Origin of the sequence: Caldibacillus sp. 210928-DFI.2.18, from assembly GCF_020554505.1 — a bacterium.
Taxonomy (GTDB): domain Bacteria; phylum Bacillota; class Bacilli; order Bacillales; family Caldibacillaceae; genus Caldifermentibacillus; species Caldifermentibacillus hisashii.
In genome coordinates this window covers 1-12,732 of sequence record NZ_JAJCHL010000089.1, presented here as the reverse complement: position 1 = coordinate 12,732, position 12,732 = coordinate 1, and the positions used below count along the sequence as shown (strand labels likewise).

The following is a 12,732-nucleotide window of genomic DNA, read 5'->3' as shown; positions in this document are numbered from 1 at the left end:
AATCGGTCAAAATGGCAATGGAATAAATGTTTTCTTGGAAGCGATCAAACAAACGATAAAAATAAGTAAACATTCGCCTAGAAAAGTCCGGATCCTTTTTTCCTTGGATTTCTATGTGAATGAATACATATTTTTCTTCCCCGTTTTTCAAGGAAACCTTTACAATTTTGTCTGCGATTTTTTTCCTTTATTATGTTCAATGATGACTTTGTGCAGTTCTTGTTCGAGAAAGACAATTCCTTTTCTAAAATCAATGGCCTCATACAAATCCGGCGCAAAGAATAAAATAAATTCCTCAAACAGTTCACTGATAATTTTCTTCCAAAGTGCGTCATAATCAGTTCCGGGTGAATAGCTCACCCTTTTCTCCAGAACAAGTACTTCTCCCATTATTTTACCCCATCCTTTGATAAATTTGAATTATTAATCATATTATACACGATAAGAACATTTGTTTCCATAAAAAATTTTCGACATTTTATTAACGATAACTTACCCAATGCTTTTCCTGTAGCGATATTTTAATTTTTTCCATTGGTTCCTTGTTCATTGAAATATTTCTCCTGCCATATGAGAAAAAATATAGATAGAGTAAATTAATTCATTTAGGAAAAACTAATTATAAAACATTAAATTTATTTACAAGGTGAAAAAATTGAACAACTATACGAATGACAACACCGCTAGACGCTATAAGGCTCATGTAAGCATTTTAGGAACTACTCAACTTCATTTACACAATCCCTACATTATTGCTTGGTGGTCGGCAGCATTCCCGGGTTTTGGTCATATGATTTTATCAAAATATCTTCGGGGATTTGCATTATTTATCTGGGAAGTAGTTGTAAATATTGAAGCAAATATTAATTTATCCATGATTTATTCATTCCAAGGTAATATTGACTTAGCAAAAGAAGTATTAAACCCCAGATGGCTTCTCATGTATATCCCGGTTTATCTTTTTGCTATTTGGGACAGTTATCGGACTACAGTGGACATGAATCGGGTATATCTCTTGGCGGAACAAGAAAATCATCGTTTTAATTCATTTTCACTTGGAGCACTTGAAATAAATTACTTAGATAAACGAAATCGAGTTTTGTCCATAATATGGTCACTATTTATACCAGGACTTGGACAACTATATATTCACAAGATTTTAACTGCTTTTTTTATCATCATTGGATTAGTCGTTTTTTATTATTTTTCACATTTTCAAGAAGCTGTTTTGTTGCTACTTTTAGGGAAAGTTCAGGAGGTTACCTCTGTATTAAAACCTGAATGGCTATTATTTCTCCCCTCCCATTATGGTTTTGCCCTGTATGATTCCTATGTTAATACAGTTGAAAATAACAAACTTTTTGATAAAGAACTAAAAGATTACTTAAAAGAAAAATACCAGAATAACAATTTTCACATAAAAAAGATCAAAAAGTGAAGTGATGAATATGCAATTGTTTTCAACTTTTGAATGTAATCAATATGTGGAAATGGCAATTTCTACATTAGAGAAAAACGGAATTTTAAAAGAAAATATATTTGCTGTTCCGCTGGATAATCGGACTGAGGATCGAAAAGTTTTTGATACGATTCACCGTTCAGACGGCATATCATTTTTATCGATATAGGCGTTGCGATGGCAACCGCTTTCTCGGTAATTGGTGCAAGTATCGGATTTAAATTGACTTGGGGACCAATCTATTGGGGACTAATTAGTGCATTTGTAGGTTTTGTTCTTGGGTTCGTCATTCGATTATTTATTGAATTAATTTTAAAAAAGAGGAAAAGAGTCCGCAAAGGGAGGCACTCGCAAATCATTCTCATCATTGATTGTGAAGAGGCAAAAGCTGAGTTAGTTGAAAGTATTCTTTGGGACCATTCTGCGCTAGGTGTCGCAAAAATTTAGGATAAAGCGGTCATCATTTTCTCATTGAAATGAGGAGATGAATGACCATATTTTATGCAATTTAAAACTATACATATCGTGGTCAATTTATCCCACCTTACCGGAGAGTCAAGACCCTACCCCAATATTCTGGGTTTTCAAAGAAGGATAGGCGGAAGACGGGCTGCTCTAAAGGTTCGATCGGATAAACTAACCATCAGTGGGGATGAAGAAAATTACCACTAATGGAAGTTCCACTTTATTATGTCCAAAGTTCTTGACATATTCATTCAGGTTGTTATAGAATATAAATGTCCAAAACTATAGACATAGGTGATACGATTGAAAAATAAAATAAAAGCAATACGGAAGAAACTTGGGATCACACAAGAACAGCTTGCCGAAGATTGTGGGGTAGTAAGACAAACGATAAACTGTATCGAGAATAATAAATATGATCCTACATTGGAACTGGCATTTAAATTATCAAAAACACTAAATGTAAAGGTAGATGAATTGTTTATTTATGAGTAAATTTCGTCCAGAATATATAATTACGATGAAAGATATTGTAAGGGAAGGCAATCCTATTCTAAATCAAGTAACAGAAGAAGTTACAATACCTCCTTCCGAGGAAGATAAAGAAACACTCATTTGTATGATGAATTTCTTGAAAAATAGCCAAGACCCTGTTCTGGTAAATAAGTATAAACTACGTGCAGGTGTAGGCTTATCGGCAAATCAGATTGGTTTGAATAAGCGTATGTTTGTAGCTTTTTTAACGGATGAGAAAGGGATTCAACATGAATATACACTTATAAATCCGAAAATTATTAGCCATTCGGTATCGATGATTTATTTGCCGCAAAGCGAAGGATGCCTCTCCGTTGATCGGGAAATTAAAGGGTTTGTTCCAAGATATGAGCGAATTAAAGTGAAAGGTTTTAATTTGGAGGGCGAGGAAATCGAATTAAAACTCAGTGGGTATCCTTCTATTGTTGTTCAGCATGAGATCGACCATCTAAATGGAATTATGTTTTATGATCGTATTAATAAAGAAAATCCATTCCAGTTACCGGAGAACTGTAAAAGTTTATACTGAAATTTATCCCAATCTCGTCACCATTTTTTGGTGGGGAACGGCCAATTTTGACGACGAAACGTATTCTCGTCGCCAATTTGAGGAGAGAAATGCTGTTTTTTGACGACGAGGCCTGTTCTCGTCACCAATTTGAGGTAAAAACGCTCAATTTTGACGACGAAACCCAATCTCGTCGCCAATTTGGGGAGAGAAATGCTGTTTTTTGGCGACGAGGCCTGTTCTCGTCACCGTTTTGAGGCAGGAAACGGCCAATTTTGACGACGAGATTTGCTCTCGTCACCATTTTGGGTGAGAAATGGTCAATTTTGACGACGAGACTCGTTCTCGTCGCCAATTTGAGGAGAGAAATGCTGTTTTTTGACGACGAGCCTCTTTCTCGTCACCGTTTTTGGTCGGGAAACTTCATTTTTTGACGACGAGATTTGCTCTCGTCACCATTTTGAGGTGGGGAACGGCCAATTTTGACGACGAAACCCAATCTCGCCGATATTTTTAGGCGCGGAACAATCATATTTGTCGACGAGCCCGTTCTCGCCAGTAATTTTAATGCTTAAGGGGCTGTCCAAAAAGTAAACACCAAAAAATAAACCTTTTATGTAATCCAAAACCTAAAGTAGGCTGTCCGAAAGCAAATAGCAATTAAAAATAACTTGAAATATCTTGCAGTTATATGTTATAGTCTATTTATCTTTAAAGAAATGGAGGATTTCCTAGTGATTGATAGTATAAGACTACGTTACCAATCTTTGAACCGTTAATTGAATACGTTCAAAGGCTCTGCTTGTGTAGCCGGGTAAATGGGATTAGTCTGCCTATCGATAGGAAACCTTTATTTTGCGGATATTTGTAAAAAGTGGGGGACGGATCTGCCCTCTTTTTTTCTGTCTTCAAAAAATGTCCTGTTCAAAGGTTAACTAATATACTGTTGGTCTGATGATTTGGCAAAGACTGGCCAAAAGGGTATATTCTATCCTTTTCTTTCGTGAAGGCAACTATCAAATTGTGCAAAAACCAATATCCATTTACTTTCAAGCACAGGTGGAATGCCTGTGTTTTTTGTTTTATTTTCTATTAGTTCTGATGAGGGTCAAAATCCGTTTATTAAAAGGGTGGAATACCTGTGTTTTCTGTTTTCATTCTATCTTAACCGACCACACCCTCAAGCAGTCGCGGTGCAGAAAAACTGATTCGGGACAAAGTTAAAGATGGCGTGTAAATTTCGTGATTTTAAAAAATATCAAAAGTATGTCATTCCTTCTTGAAAATGTTTACTGTAAACTGAAAAGGGAAAATTTTACACCGTTATAACAAGCTTTTTCTAATAGGGGAGAAAAAATTTTTTAAAAAAAGAAATGGGTTGATAGTGGATGAACATCGCAACACATAATGATAAAAGCAATTGGTACAAGAATATTGTTCTCTTTTTAAGTAGCCAGGCGATCTCATTATTCGGCTCGTCCTTGGTTCAGTATGCCATGATGTGGTATATCACGTTATCAACAGAATCCGGTGTGATGATGACGATTTATATCATTTGCGGTTTTATTCCAACATTTATTTTGTCGCCGGTAGCGGGTGTATGGGCTGATCGTTATAACAGAAAAATGCTGATTGTACTTTCAGATGGTCTCATTGCCCTAGCAACACTTATTCTAGCCATTCTTTTTTTAATGGGGTTTGATGATATTTGGTTGCTATTTTTAATGGCAGCAATTCGCGCATTTGGGACCGGCATACAAACCCCGGCAGTCGGTGCGATTTTGCCGCAGATTGTTCCAAAAAATAAATTGACAAAAGTGAACGGAATCAATGGAAGTATTCAGGCTATTATTATGTTTGTTTCACCATTGGTTAGTGCTGCTCTATTAGGAATGGCAACGATGGAAATTATCTTCTTTATTGATGTCGTAACAGCAGCCATTGCGATTGGAACACTACTTATCTTTTTAAAAATTCCTTTACATGAAAAGGCCAAGGACAAACAAACAACAAGCTACTTAAGTGATTTTAAATTAGGTTTGCAATATGTGAATAGTCATGACTTTCTCAAGAAGTTCTTCTTGTTCTTTGCTCTCTTCATGGTATTAATGGCGCCGGCTTCCTTTTTAACGCCACTACAGGTTGCACGCAGTTTTGGTGATGATGTGTGGCGGCTAACTGCCATCGAAATTGTTTTTTCCATTGGTATGATGGCGGGTGGGGCAATCATTGCTGCGTGGGGAGGCTTTTCAAATAAAGTAAAGACAATGGGATTTGCTACAGTGATCATGGGCGTTTGTACATTCGCATTAGGAAGTGTTCCGAACTTTTGGGTTTATTTATTTTTTATGGGTGTATTTGGTGTGGCCATGCCCATTTTAAATACACCGGCTACCGTATTATTACAGGAGAAAATTGAAGAAGATTATTTAGGAAGAGTTTTCGGGGTAATGGGGATGATTTCAACCTCCATGATGCCAATTGGAATGCTGATATTCGGTCCGCTTGCCGACATGGTAAAAATTGAATGGCTACTGATTGGAACAGGAGCATTTATTATGTGTTTATCGCTTTTATTGGTCAAGAACCATGTGCTAATTGAAGCGGGAAAATCAAGTGGATGAACAGGAGAGGCTGTCAGAGGAATTTCTGCAGGAAGGAAGCACAGAGGATAAATAAAGAAAACTCGGCAATCGTCGAGTTTTCTTTATAAAAAAAGGGTATTGCACGGTTGAGAATATAGTAGTATCTTTGAACCTCAATAGCTACTGCCATCTCATCCGTGAATTTATAAAAAAACCGAGATCATTCGTGAAGTATGAGAGTTTCAGTTATCTTTTGGAGTTTTTTGATGGATAAATGTTACATATTTAAAAAATAACAATGTAAGGGGCTGAACGAATAAATAGAATGTAAATGAATAGGTTGGCTTCCATCCTTTATAAATAAACACTTTGAAATAGGATGATAGCCATTCAAAGGCAGTTCCAAAAGTAGACCATATGACAATATAAACAGCAATCCAATATCCTTTTATACGAAGCCGGTCATAAAAATATACAAAAAAATAACCGGTGGGGGCAACTAATACATATGTGAAAATATCGAAAAGGTCATAGTATGGCGAATTCATAATATCGTATAAGTCTATCCTTGGCATTGCTAAAATATGATCTGCAAACCGCGCGATTGTCGAGGAAAAAAGCATAATAAGGATTGTGACGCTAAGAGGGAATCTTTTTGGTAGTAAATAGACAATGGAATAGGCGATGAGTATACAAATGAGAATAAACCATTCATTGATATCAAAAGAGTTAGGAAGTTTCATCAGGTCTGGATCCCCTCTTTCTTTAAAATGGAACGGAACCATTGCTGACAGAAATAAGTTGTCAATAAGATTCCAAAGAGTGAAATGAATGTTTTTTGATAGTTCCAGTTAATAAAAGTAATTATCCCCAGTTGAACAAATAGAAATTCTGCCGCCCATAATATGAAAAATACAAAAACACTTAAGACGATTTTTTTTAGTTTTGATTTTACACTGCAAAAGAGGTTTAGGTAGCCAATGCAAATAAGTGGTTCAAATATCAGTTCATAGAGCCTGAATAAGATTTCTAACTTCATGTCGCCACCAATTGTAAAGGCACGGATGTTTACACCGATGATCGAAAAATAGCTTGATAGAAGCAAGGCCAGTACAAAATAGTTAAAAATGTTGACGAATACATGAAATTTTTTCTTGATGGAAAAAAATAAGATGAGAAAAATCAAGTATGCATCTATGACAAATTCCATTGTTCTTTTCATTCCCTTATAAAATAATCTTTATGATTTCCGGTTGTTAGCTTTAAAATTTCGAGAAAATGACCTGTTAATCCAAAAAATTTAAAACAAAGATTTATTTTAGATAAAAAAGTTGAAGTTGGCTAAATAACCCGCCAAATACTATAAAGCTTATAGGGTATTTTTTCATTTTTATTGCTATTTTATGCGGAAATAATCCGATAACTTAGTTTTTATGTTTACTTTTGAACAGAAGGAAAACCACCATACGAACAGGAACAAATACCCTATAATTGAAAAAATAGCCCAACTAGCACCCTTTTGCAATTGACTTACTAAATGTTCAAATTCATTCATTCCTTCTGCCCTTCCAAGACTGAATATAAAGGAGATTATTGGAATGGTCACAATGAACGCAATGGTTACAAAGGGCAAAATCTTTCCTTTCTTTTTCACAAAGCTATATATCGCCGTTCCTAATGTTGATAGGAGAAATAAGTAATATAATACCCAGAACCAATTTGGCAAAGTTTCCCAATACATAAATATCCTCCTTAAAAATTTCAAATTCATTTCTGTAAGCTCACTTTAACAGAAATATAACTTAACATAAATGTATATGACAAAAACAATAATCTATTAAAAAGGATCCATTACCTGTCCATGAATGATGAAGGATTAATCAAATAACGAAAATGGAATATGAATGAAAAACGATTATTGATTATACTTGACAGTCGTAGTACTATGGCTTACAATGGTTGTAAAAGGTGAGGAAAGAAAACCTCGCCTATAAAAAGCAATAAATCTACGACAGTCGTAGTACCGTGACATACATTATCTAGAACGGGTGAGGCAAGGAAATCCTCACCAAAAATAGCGATAAAGATACGGCAGCCGTAGTACTTTGATAAGCGAAAAGATGGTGAGAGTATGGGAGGACAAATATCAAGTGATATGCTGCGCGGACACACGGATACAATTGTGTTAGCGAGTCTCTTGGATCGTGACCGCTACGGGTTTGAAATTTATAATCGTGTGTTGCAGAAAACCAATCATTTGTACGAATTAAAAGAAACAACACTTTATTCCAGTTACAAACGTCTTGAGAAAGAGGGTTACATCAAATCCTATTGGGGTGATGAAACACAAGGCGGTCGCAGAAAGTATTATCATATCACCGAGCGGGGGAGGGAACTATACCGGCAAAAACTCGAGGATTATGAGTTTACCAAGAAAATTTTGGAACAATTATTTATGGAGGAATAAATTATGGAACTAAAAGAATTTATTGATCAAGCATTTGAAAAATATGAAGATTCCCCGGAACTGATTGATTTTAAAGAGGAATTATTTACAAATCTTCAAGATCGTTTGAAGAGTTTAGAAGCGAACGGAATCAAACGTGCAGACGCATTAAGACAAATACAAATAGAATTTGCAGATATTAACAAAATTGCGGATGAAATGAGTTTAGAGAAAAAGAAAGAGGTGTTTGAAATGCGATACATGTCATTGCGGAATTTTGTTACAAAGACACGTGCCGCCATTTAATACCATTCTGGGCGTCCTTACTGTATTTGCAATCATTATTTCATGCTTTAGTTATCTTTTTTTAGGCAAAGTTGATGCTGTAACAGGTGTTATGATGTTGTTTTTAGCTGTTCCTTTATCAGGGTTTGTCTATATGGGCTTAACACAGGAAACAGCAACTCGCAACCCAATGCGACCAATGCGTGCCGCAATTTATGCTGTTGCAGTCTTTGTTTTCTTATTTGGAGTCATTCTTGTACCAATCGGCCCAATGTTAATATTCGGTGAAGCTAGATCATTAGAAGGTTCGTTAGCGGTTTTAATTCCTTTTGCCTTACCAAGTCTCGGTGTGATCACATTTTTAGTGATTACAGAACCCGAACATCGGAAGGCATGGGTATTAAAAGAAGCCGAAAAACAAAATGAATGGGCAAAAAACTTTGAAACATCCGGTGATGCGCAAATATTTGGCATCATGACGGCAGCGCTTTGGATTTTAGCGATTGGTGCCTTTATTCTTTTACTGATGATGAAATTATGGGTTTTCAGCTGGATTCCATTTGTTGTAGCACTGGCTTTGATGATGGTCCTACTTGCATATTATATGAAAAAATAAAAAACCGAGTTGAAGGAAATGATTCAGTCTGAGATTCATTTCCTTTTTGCATGTTAATGTATAGAAATTCTGCTGAAATTCGGCTGGATTATTGAATAGGTATTTTTTATATGCTATATTATGAACATACTTATTAAAGATGTTTAATAAGTTTTTTGCTGGAGACTTTTTAAATACATTTAATAAGTGGACGTAAGGTGGTGACAGTTGTGAAAGTTACTCCAAAATCGTTAAGCACGGTTATTCTTCCCGCTATTCGAAAATCTCTTTTAGAACTTGGGAGTGCAACAAAGGTCGAGCTTAGCGAACATTTACAAATTAGTTTCCCGACTATAAGCAAGTTTTTGACCCAGATGGAGAAAAATGGAGAAGTTATTTCAGTTGGTTTAGATAAATCCAGTGGCGGGAGAAGAGCAAAAAGATATCGGTATAATCCTGATTACATGCTGGGGCTGGCTATTTTCTTAGAAAGGACCGAGACAATCTATACTATTTTTAATTGTGCGGGAGAAATAAAGAAACAAGGAAAGGCATCAAGTGTATTAATCGATAATGGGACATACGGATTAACTAAGTTCATTGAAAAAGTAATAAAGGCTAATTCGTCAAAAATAAGTTCAATTGCCATCGGGGTTCCGGGTTCAGTTGAAAATGGTCGAATTTTTTATATACCGGGATATGAGCAGTTTCAAAATTTTGATCTAAAAGGATATATGGAAGAATCTTTTTCGATACCTGTCGTTGTTGAGAACGATATGAATGCTGCTGTACTAGGGTTTAGCTATAATAATCGAATTGAGGAGAACCAATCTCTTGTCTATTTGTATTCCGGGCAAAATGGACCGGGTGCAGGATTGATGATTAATGGTGATGTCGTGCGAGGAAGTACTTTTTTTGCAGGAGAAATTTCATTTGTCCCTCAGTATGATGAACGAAATTTTAGTCAGGCGTTAAAAGATGGAAGTAACTCTAGTCAGTTTACTAATTTTGAAAGTAATCAGATTGATGCTATTAGTAGGTTAGTAGCCACATTTACCGCAATTATGAATCCACATACGATTATTTTTTGCAGAGATGAAGTTGAAAAAGAGGTTATAGACAAAATTGCCATTGATAGCGCAAAATATATCCCTTCTGAACATCTTCCCGAGCTAACAATCAGTGATTGGAAACAAGATTACTTATATGGATTACAAAAGCTTTGCCTTGATCTTATGATGAACAAATAGTGTATATGTTTTCTCAATACTTTTTAATGTCATTTAATAAGTGTATCTCTTTTGGTAGATTTTAAGCAGGAAATAAACGAAATTGGGAAAAGGTGAAAAAATGCATAAGCGAGGGTTACATGATGACAACATTTCTTTTAATCATTATTTATTTGGCTTTTATCAGCCTGGGCTTACCTGATTCCTTGTTGGGAGCAGCATGGCCGGTAATGCAATCGGATTTTGGCGCACCAATTGAGACGGCCGGATACCTGTTTATGACGATTGCAGGGGGTACGATTCTCTCCAGTTTAGTTAGCGGAAAGGTGTTGAAACGATTTGGTACAGGCAAAGTCACATTTGTCAGCGTATTAATGACTGCTTGTGCATTACTTGGCTTTTACTTTGCTCCATCCATTATTTGGCTTTTTCTTTGTGCCATCCCACTTGGAATGGGAGCGGGTGCTGTTGATTCGGGATTAAATGATTATGTAGCGACCCATTATAAAGCCCATCATATGAGTTGGTTGCATTGTTTTTGGGGAGTCGGTGCAACACTTGGTCCTGTTATCATGGCCCAATATATTTCAAATCAAAATTGGGGTAAAGGGTATCTCACTATATCAGGACTTCAATTCATATTAGTCGTCATCCTTTTGTTCACCTTGCCTTTATGGAACAAAGTAAATAGCCATATTACTATAAATAAAGAGCCGGAAGAGCCAAAGGGAGTTTCTTTTAAGGAAAACGCTGAGAAGGTAAGACCTTTACAAATGAATGGTGTTAAATTAGCCTTGGCATCCTTCTTTTTTTATTGTGCGGTTGAAGCGACAGTGGGTCTGTGGGGAAGCAGTTTCTTGGTAAATGTGAAAGGGTTAACAGCGGCAACTGCTGCCGAGTGGGTTTCCTTTTATTATGCAGGAATCACGATTGGTAGATTAATAACGGGCTTTGTCACCTTTAAAATGTCGAACCAGATGCTTATCCGGATGGGGCAAATCATCGCATTAACCGGTGCCATTCTTCTCGTCTTACCATTGCCATCCTTATTCTCGGTTGCAGGTTTTATTGTTGTGGGATTGGGACTAGCTCCAATTTTTCCTTGTATGTTGCATGAAACACCGGCACGTTTTGGGAAAAAGCATTCACAGGCCATTATGGGTTATCAAATGGCGGTTGCTTATACCGGCAGTACATTTATGCCACCACTTTTTGGGTTCATTGCATCACATACAACAGTCGCACTTTTCCCGATTTGTACGGTTATATTTGTGGTAGCAATGGTTCTCAGTTCCGAAAAATTGAATCTGGTACTGAAAAAGAAACTATTAATAAATAACAAGAATAAAAGTTCAACGGCAATCTAGTCATTGATTGCTAGAGGGTTATGAAGCACTGAAAAAGTGGTTGCTCTGATTAATGAATTTAGGTTTTTTTAACAATAAAAGTTAATAGACGAAAATTTCCTTCATGATGTTCAATCATTAACTTTTTCAGCTGCTTTGAGGGTTATTTAAAATTAGTCATGGAAGAGGTACTGATATGATTAAATTAGTGCTAACGGATATGGACGGAACATTCTTGAACAATAGCGGTGACTTTAACAGGGAATTATACAAAGATGTCAAAAAAATCATGGAAGAAAAAGGAGTCATTTTTGCCCCGGTTACCGGCAAACAATGCGAGCGTGTAGAAGAGTTATTTGGTGATGATGCAAAGGGTTTTTGGATTTTGGGTGACAGTGCGACTCGGATCAAGCATAATGGGAAATTTGTTTATGAATCGTTGCTTAGTAATAAATTAGGACTGGAAATGATTCGTTTGCTTGAGAAAATAAGTTTGGAACATACGATAATTGCATGTACAAGAAACGGTGGGGTCATAAAAGATAATATTCCTCAAGATGAAGCGGCTATTGTGAGAAGATCCTATGCCCAAGTAAGGCAAGTGTCTGATTTCAGTGAAGTGACTGAGGACTTTGTTAAGATTACTGTTCATGATCCGGCGCATAGATGTTTTGAAACTAGGGAAAAATTATCTTGCTTTTTTGAGTCAGCTTATATGGTCGCATCAGAAGCCGCTTGGATTGACATAGCCAATGTGAATGTTCATAAGGGCACAACCGTTGCACATTTACAGCAGCTATTGAATGTAACTCCGGAAGAAACAATGGCATTTGGCGATGGTTACAATGATATCGAGCTTATGGAGCGGGCCGTCTATAGCTTTGCTGTTCGAAATGCTGTTCTGGAATTAAAAGATGCTGCAAATTTCATTACCCGTTCCAACGAAGAAGATGCGGTCATGAAAACAATCATGCAAATTTTATCTTTACAGAAATGATAAAAAGGGGGGGGAATGAATCTTGCTTATTTTACGGACTTGAGAAGGAGGGGACTTGACTTCCCCCTCTTTGTCTCATCGCCAATTTAAGGTGGGAAATGCTCATTTTTGGCGACGAGGCCGAATCTCGTCGTCTTTTTTGCACGGGCCCCCCCTTTTTTGACGACGAGGCCTGTTCTCGTCACCGTTTTGAGGCAGGAAACGCCCAATTTTGACGACGAAACGTATTCTCGTCACCATTTTGAGGTGAAAAACGCTCAATTTTGACGACGAAACGTATTCT

At 36.5% G+C, this 12,732-nt stretch carries 17 protein-coding genes and 2 pseudogenes; 13 read left to right on the top strand and 6 right to left on the bottom strand.

The genetic code is table 11. From position 1 onward, the window contains the following. Window positions 1-151, bottom strand: a pseudogene (locus tag LIZ98_RS18225) (hypothetical protein); the annotation flags it as partial. Between the two features lie 8 nt (window positions 152-159). Further along, on the bottom strand, window positions 160-390 hold the full coding sequence (locus tag LIZ98_RS14775; protein WP_227140420.1) for a hypothetical protein: 231 nt from the start codon (window positions 388-390) through the stop codon (window positions 160-162). Between the two features lie 265 nt (window positions 391-655). On the opposite strand from LIZ98_RS14775, the gene LIZ98_RS14770 reads away from it, so the two are divergent. The 7 genes and pseudogenes from LIZ98_RS14770 to LIZ98_RS14740 all read left to right on the top strand — a co-directional run bounded on the left by LIZ98_RS14770 (window position 656) and on the right by LIZ98_RS14740 (window position 5,590). Further along, complete coding sequence (locus LIZ98_RS14770) at window positions 656-1,438, top strand: hypothetical protein (RefSeq protein ID WP_227140079.1); 783 nt, start codon at window positions 656-658, stop codon at window positions 1,436-1,438. A 10-nt stretch (window positions 1,439-1,448) separates the two neighbouring features. Next, window positions 1,449-1,906, top strand: a pseudogene (locus LIZ98_RS14765) (hypothetical protein). A 321-nt stretch (window positions 1,907-2,227) separates the two neighbouring features. Then, window positions 2,228-2,419: a helix-turn-helix transcriptional regulator gene (locus tag LIZ98_RS14760; protein ID WP_034767204.1), complete on the top strand. Its 192-nt coding sequence runs from the start codon at window positions 2,228-2,230 to the stop codon at window positions 2,417-2,419. Continuing rightward, window positions 2,412-2,987 carry a peptide deformylase gene (gene def / locus LIZ98_RS14755; protein WP_034767207.1) on the top strand — a complete coding sequence of 192 codons (576 nt, stop codon included), beginning with the start codon at window positions 2,412-2,414 and terminating at the stop codon, window positions 2,985-2,987. Before LIZ98_RS14760 ends, def begins: the two co-directional genes overlap by 8 nt. 47 nt (window positions 2,988-3,034) lie before the next feature. Next, window positions 3,035-3,223, top strand: a complete 189-nt coding sequence (locus LIZ98_RS14750) for a hypothetical protein (protein ID WP_227203110.1) — start codon at window positions 3,035-3,037, stop codon at window positions 3,221-3,223. Between the two features lie 18 nt (window positions 3,224-3,241). After that, the gene (locus tag LIZ98_RS14745) at window positions 3,242-3,400 is read left to right on the top strand and encodes a hypothetical protein (protein WP_227203108.1); all 159 of its coding nucleotides are present in this window, start codon (window positions 3,242-3,244) and stop codon (window positions 3,398-3,400) included. 954 nt (window positions 3,401-4,354) lie between these two features. Further along, the gene (locus LIZ98_RS14740) at window positions 4,355-5,590 is read left to right on the top strand and encodes an MFS transporter (protein WP_227140077.1); all 1,236 of its coding nucleotides are present in this window, start codon (window positions 4,355-4,357) and stop codon (window positions 5,588-5,590) included. 203 nt (window positions 5,591-5,793) lie between these two features. On the opposite strand, the gene LIZ98_RS14735 is transcribed toward LIZ98_RS14740, so the two are convergent. From LIZ98_RS14735 to LIZ98_RS14725, 3 genes are all read right to left on the bottom strand, one after another. Then, entirely contained in the window at window positions 5,794-6,294 is a 501-nt protein-coding gene (locus LIZ98_RS14735) for a hypothetical protein (RefSeq protein WP_227140076.1), read from the bottom strand. Then, entirely contained in the window at window positions 6,294-6,761 is a 468-nt protein-coding gene (locus LIZ98_RS14730) for a hypothetical protein (protein WP_227140075.1), read from the bottom strand. The genes LIZ98_RS14735 and LIZ98_RS14730 overlap by 1 nt, the downstream gene beginning before the upstream one ends. Window positions 6,762-6,947: 186 nt before the next feature. After that, window positions 6,948-7,292, bottom strand: a complete 345-nt coding sequence (locus tag LIZ98_RS14725; protein ID WP_227140074.1) for a hypothetical protein — start codon at window positions 7,290-7,292, stop codon at window positions 6,948-6,950. A 390-nt stretch (window positions 7,293-7,682) separates the two neighbouring features. Between LIZ98_RS14725 and LIZ98_RS14720 the strand changes: the two genes are divergently transcribed. From LIZ98_RS14720 to LIZ98_RS14695, 6 genes are all read left to right on the top strand, one after another. Continuing rightward, window positions 7,683-8,018 (top strand): PadR family transcriptional regulator, encoded by a 336-nt coding sequence (locus LIZ98_RS14720; protein WP_108897302.1) that lies wholly within the window; start codon window positions 7,683-7,685, stop codon window positions 8,016-8,018. Window positions 8,019-8,021: 3 nt separating this feature from the next. Then, window positions 8,022-8,303: a hypothetical protein gene (locus LIZ98_RS14715; protein WP_108897303.1), complete on the top strand. Its 282-nt coding sequence runs from the start codon at window positions 8,022-8,024 to the stop codon at window positions 8,301-8,303. Next, window positions 8,275-8,898 carry a hypothetical protein gene (locus tag LIZ98_RS14710; RefSeq protein WP_152032304.1) on the top strand — a complete coding sequence of 208 codons (624 nt, stop codon included), beginning with the start codon at window positions 8,275-8,277 and terminating at the stop codon, window positions 8,896-8,898. Before LIZ98_RS14715 ends, LIZ98_RS14710 begins: the two co-directional genes overlap by 29 nt. 209 nt (window positions 8,899-9,107) lie before the next feature. Further along, window positions 9,108-10,127: an ROK family transcriptional regulator gene (locus LIZ98_RS14705; protein WP_082026124.1), complete on the top strand. Its 1,020-nt coding sequence runs from the start codon at window positions 9,108-9,110 to the stop codon at window positions 10,125-10,127. Window positions 10,128-10,249: 122 nt separating this feature from the next. Further along, window positions 10,250-11,473: an MFS transporter gene (locus tag LIZ98_RS14700; RefSeq protein WP_227140072.1), complete on the top strand. Its 1,224-nt coding sequence runs from the start codon at window positions 10,250-10,252 to the stop codon at window positions 11,471-11,473. Between the two features lie 175 nt (window positions 11,474-11,648). After that, window positions 11,649-12,449, top strand: a complete 801-nt coding sequence (locus LIZ98_RS14695) for an HAD family hydrolase (protein WP_227140071.1) — start codon at window positions 11,649-11,651, stop codon at window positions 12,447-12,449. Window positions 12,450-12,551: 102 nt separating this feature from the next. Here LIZ98_RS14695 and LIZ98_RS14690 read toward each other — a convergent pair. Further along, window positions 12,552-12,732 (bottom strand): hypothetical protein (locus LIZ98_RS14690; protein ID WP_227203107.1); only part of this gene is annotated, 181 nt, incomplete at its 5' end.

What these genes read in the sequence shown, in the direction of transcription:
- LIZ98_RS14775 (WP_227140420.1), bottom strand. Translation starts at nt 390, where the DNA reads ATGGGAGAAGTACTTGTTCTGGAGAAAAGGGTGAGCTATTCACCCGGA.
- def (WP_034767207.1), top strand. Translation starts at nt 2,412, where the DNA reads ATGAGTAAATTTCGTCCAGAATATATAATTACGATGAAAGATATTGTA.
- LIZ98_RS14740 (WP_227140077.1), top strand. Translation starts at nt 4,355, where the DNA reads ATGAACATCGCAACACATAATGATAAAAGCAATTGGTACAAGAATATT.
- LIZ98_RS14735 (WP_227140076.1), bottom strand. Translation starts at nt 6,294, where the DNA reads ATGAAACTTCCTAACTCTTTTGATATCAATGAATGGTTTATTCTCATT.
- LIZ98_RS14730 (WP_227140075.1), bottom strand. Translation starts at nt 6,761, where the DNA reads ATGGAATTTGTCATAGATGCATACTTGATTTTTCTCATCTTATTTTTT.
- LIZ98_RS14725 (WP_227140074.1), bottom strand. Translation starts at nt 7,292, where the DNA reads ATGTATTGGGAAACTTTGCCAAATTGGTTCTGGGTATTATATTACTTA.
- LIZ98_RS14720 (WP_108897302.1), top strand. Translation starts at nt 7,683, where the DNA reads ATGGGAGGACAAATATCAAGTGATATGCTGCGCGGACACACGGATACA.
- LIZ98_RS14715 (WP_108897303.1), top strand. Translation starts at nt 8,022, where the DNA reads ATGGAACTAAAAGAATTTATTGATCAAGCATTTGAAAAATATGAAGAT.
- LIZ98_RS14700 (WP_227140072.1), top strand. Translation starts at nt 10,250, where the DNA reads ATGACAACATTTCTTTTAATCATTATTTATTTGGCTTTTATCAGCCTG.
- LIZ98_RS14695 (WP_227140071.1), top strand. Translation starts at nt 11,649, where the DNA reads ATGATTAAATTAGTGCTAACGGATATGGACGGAACATTCTTGAACAAT.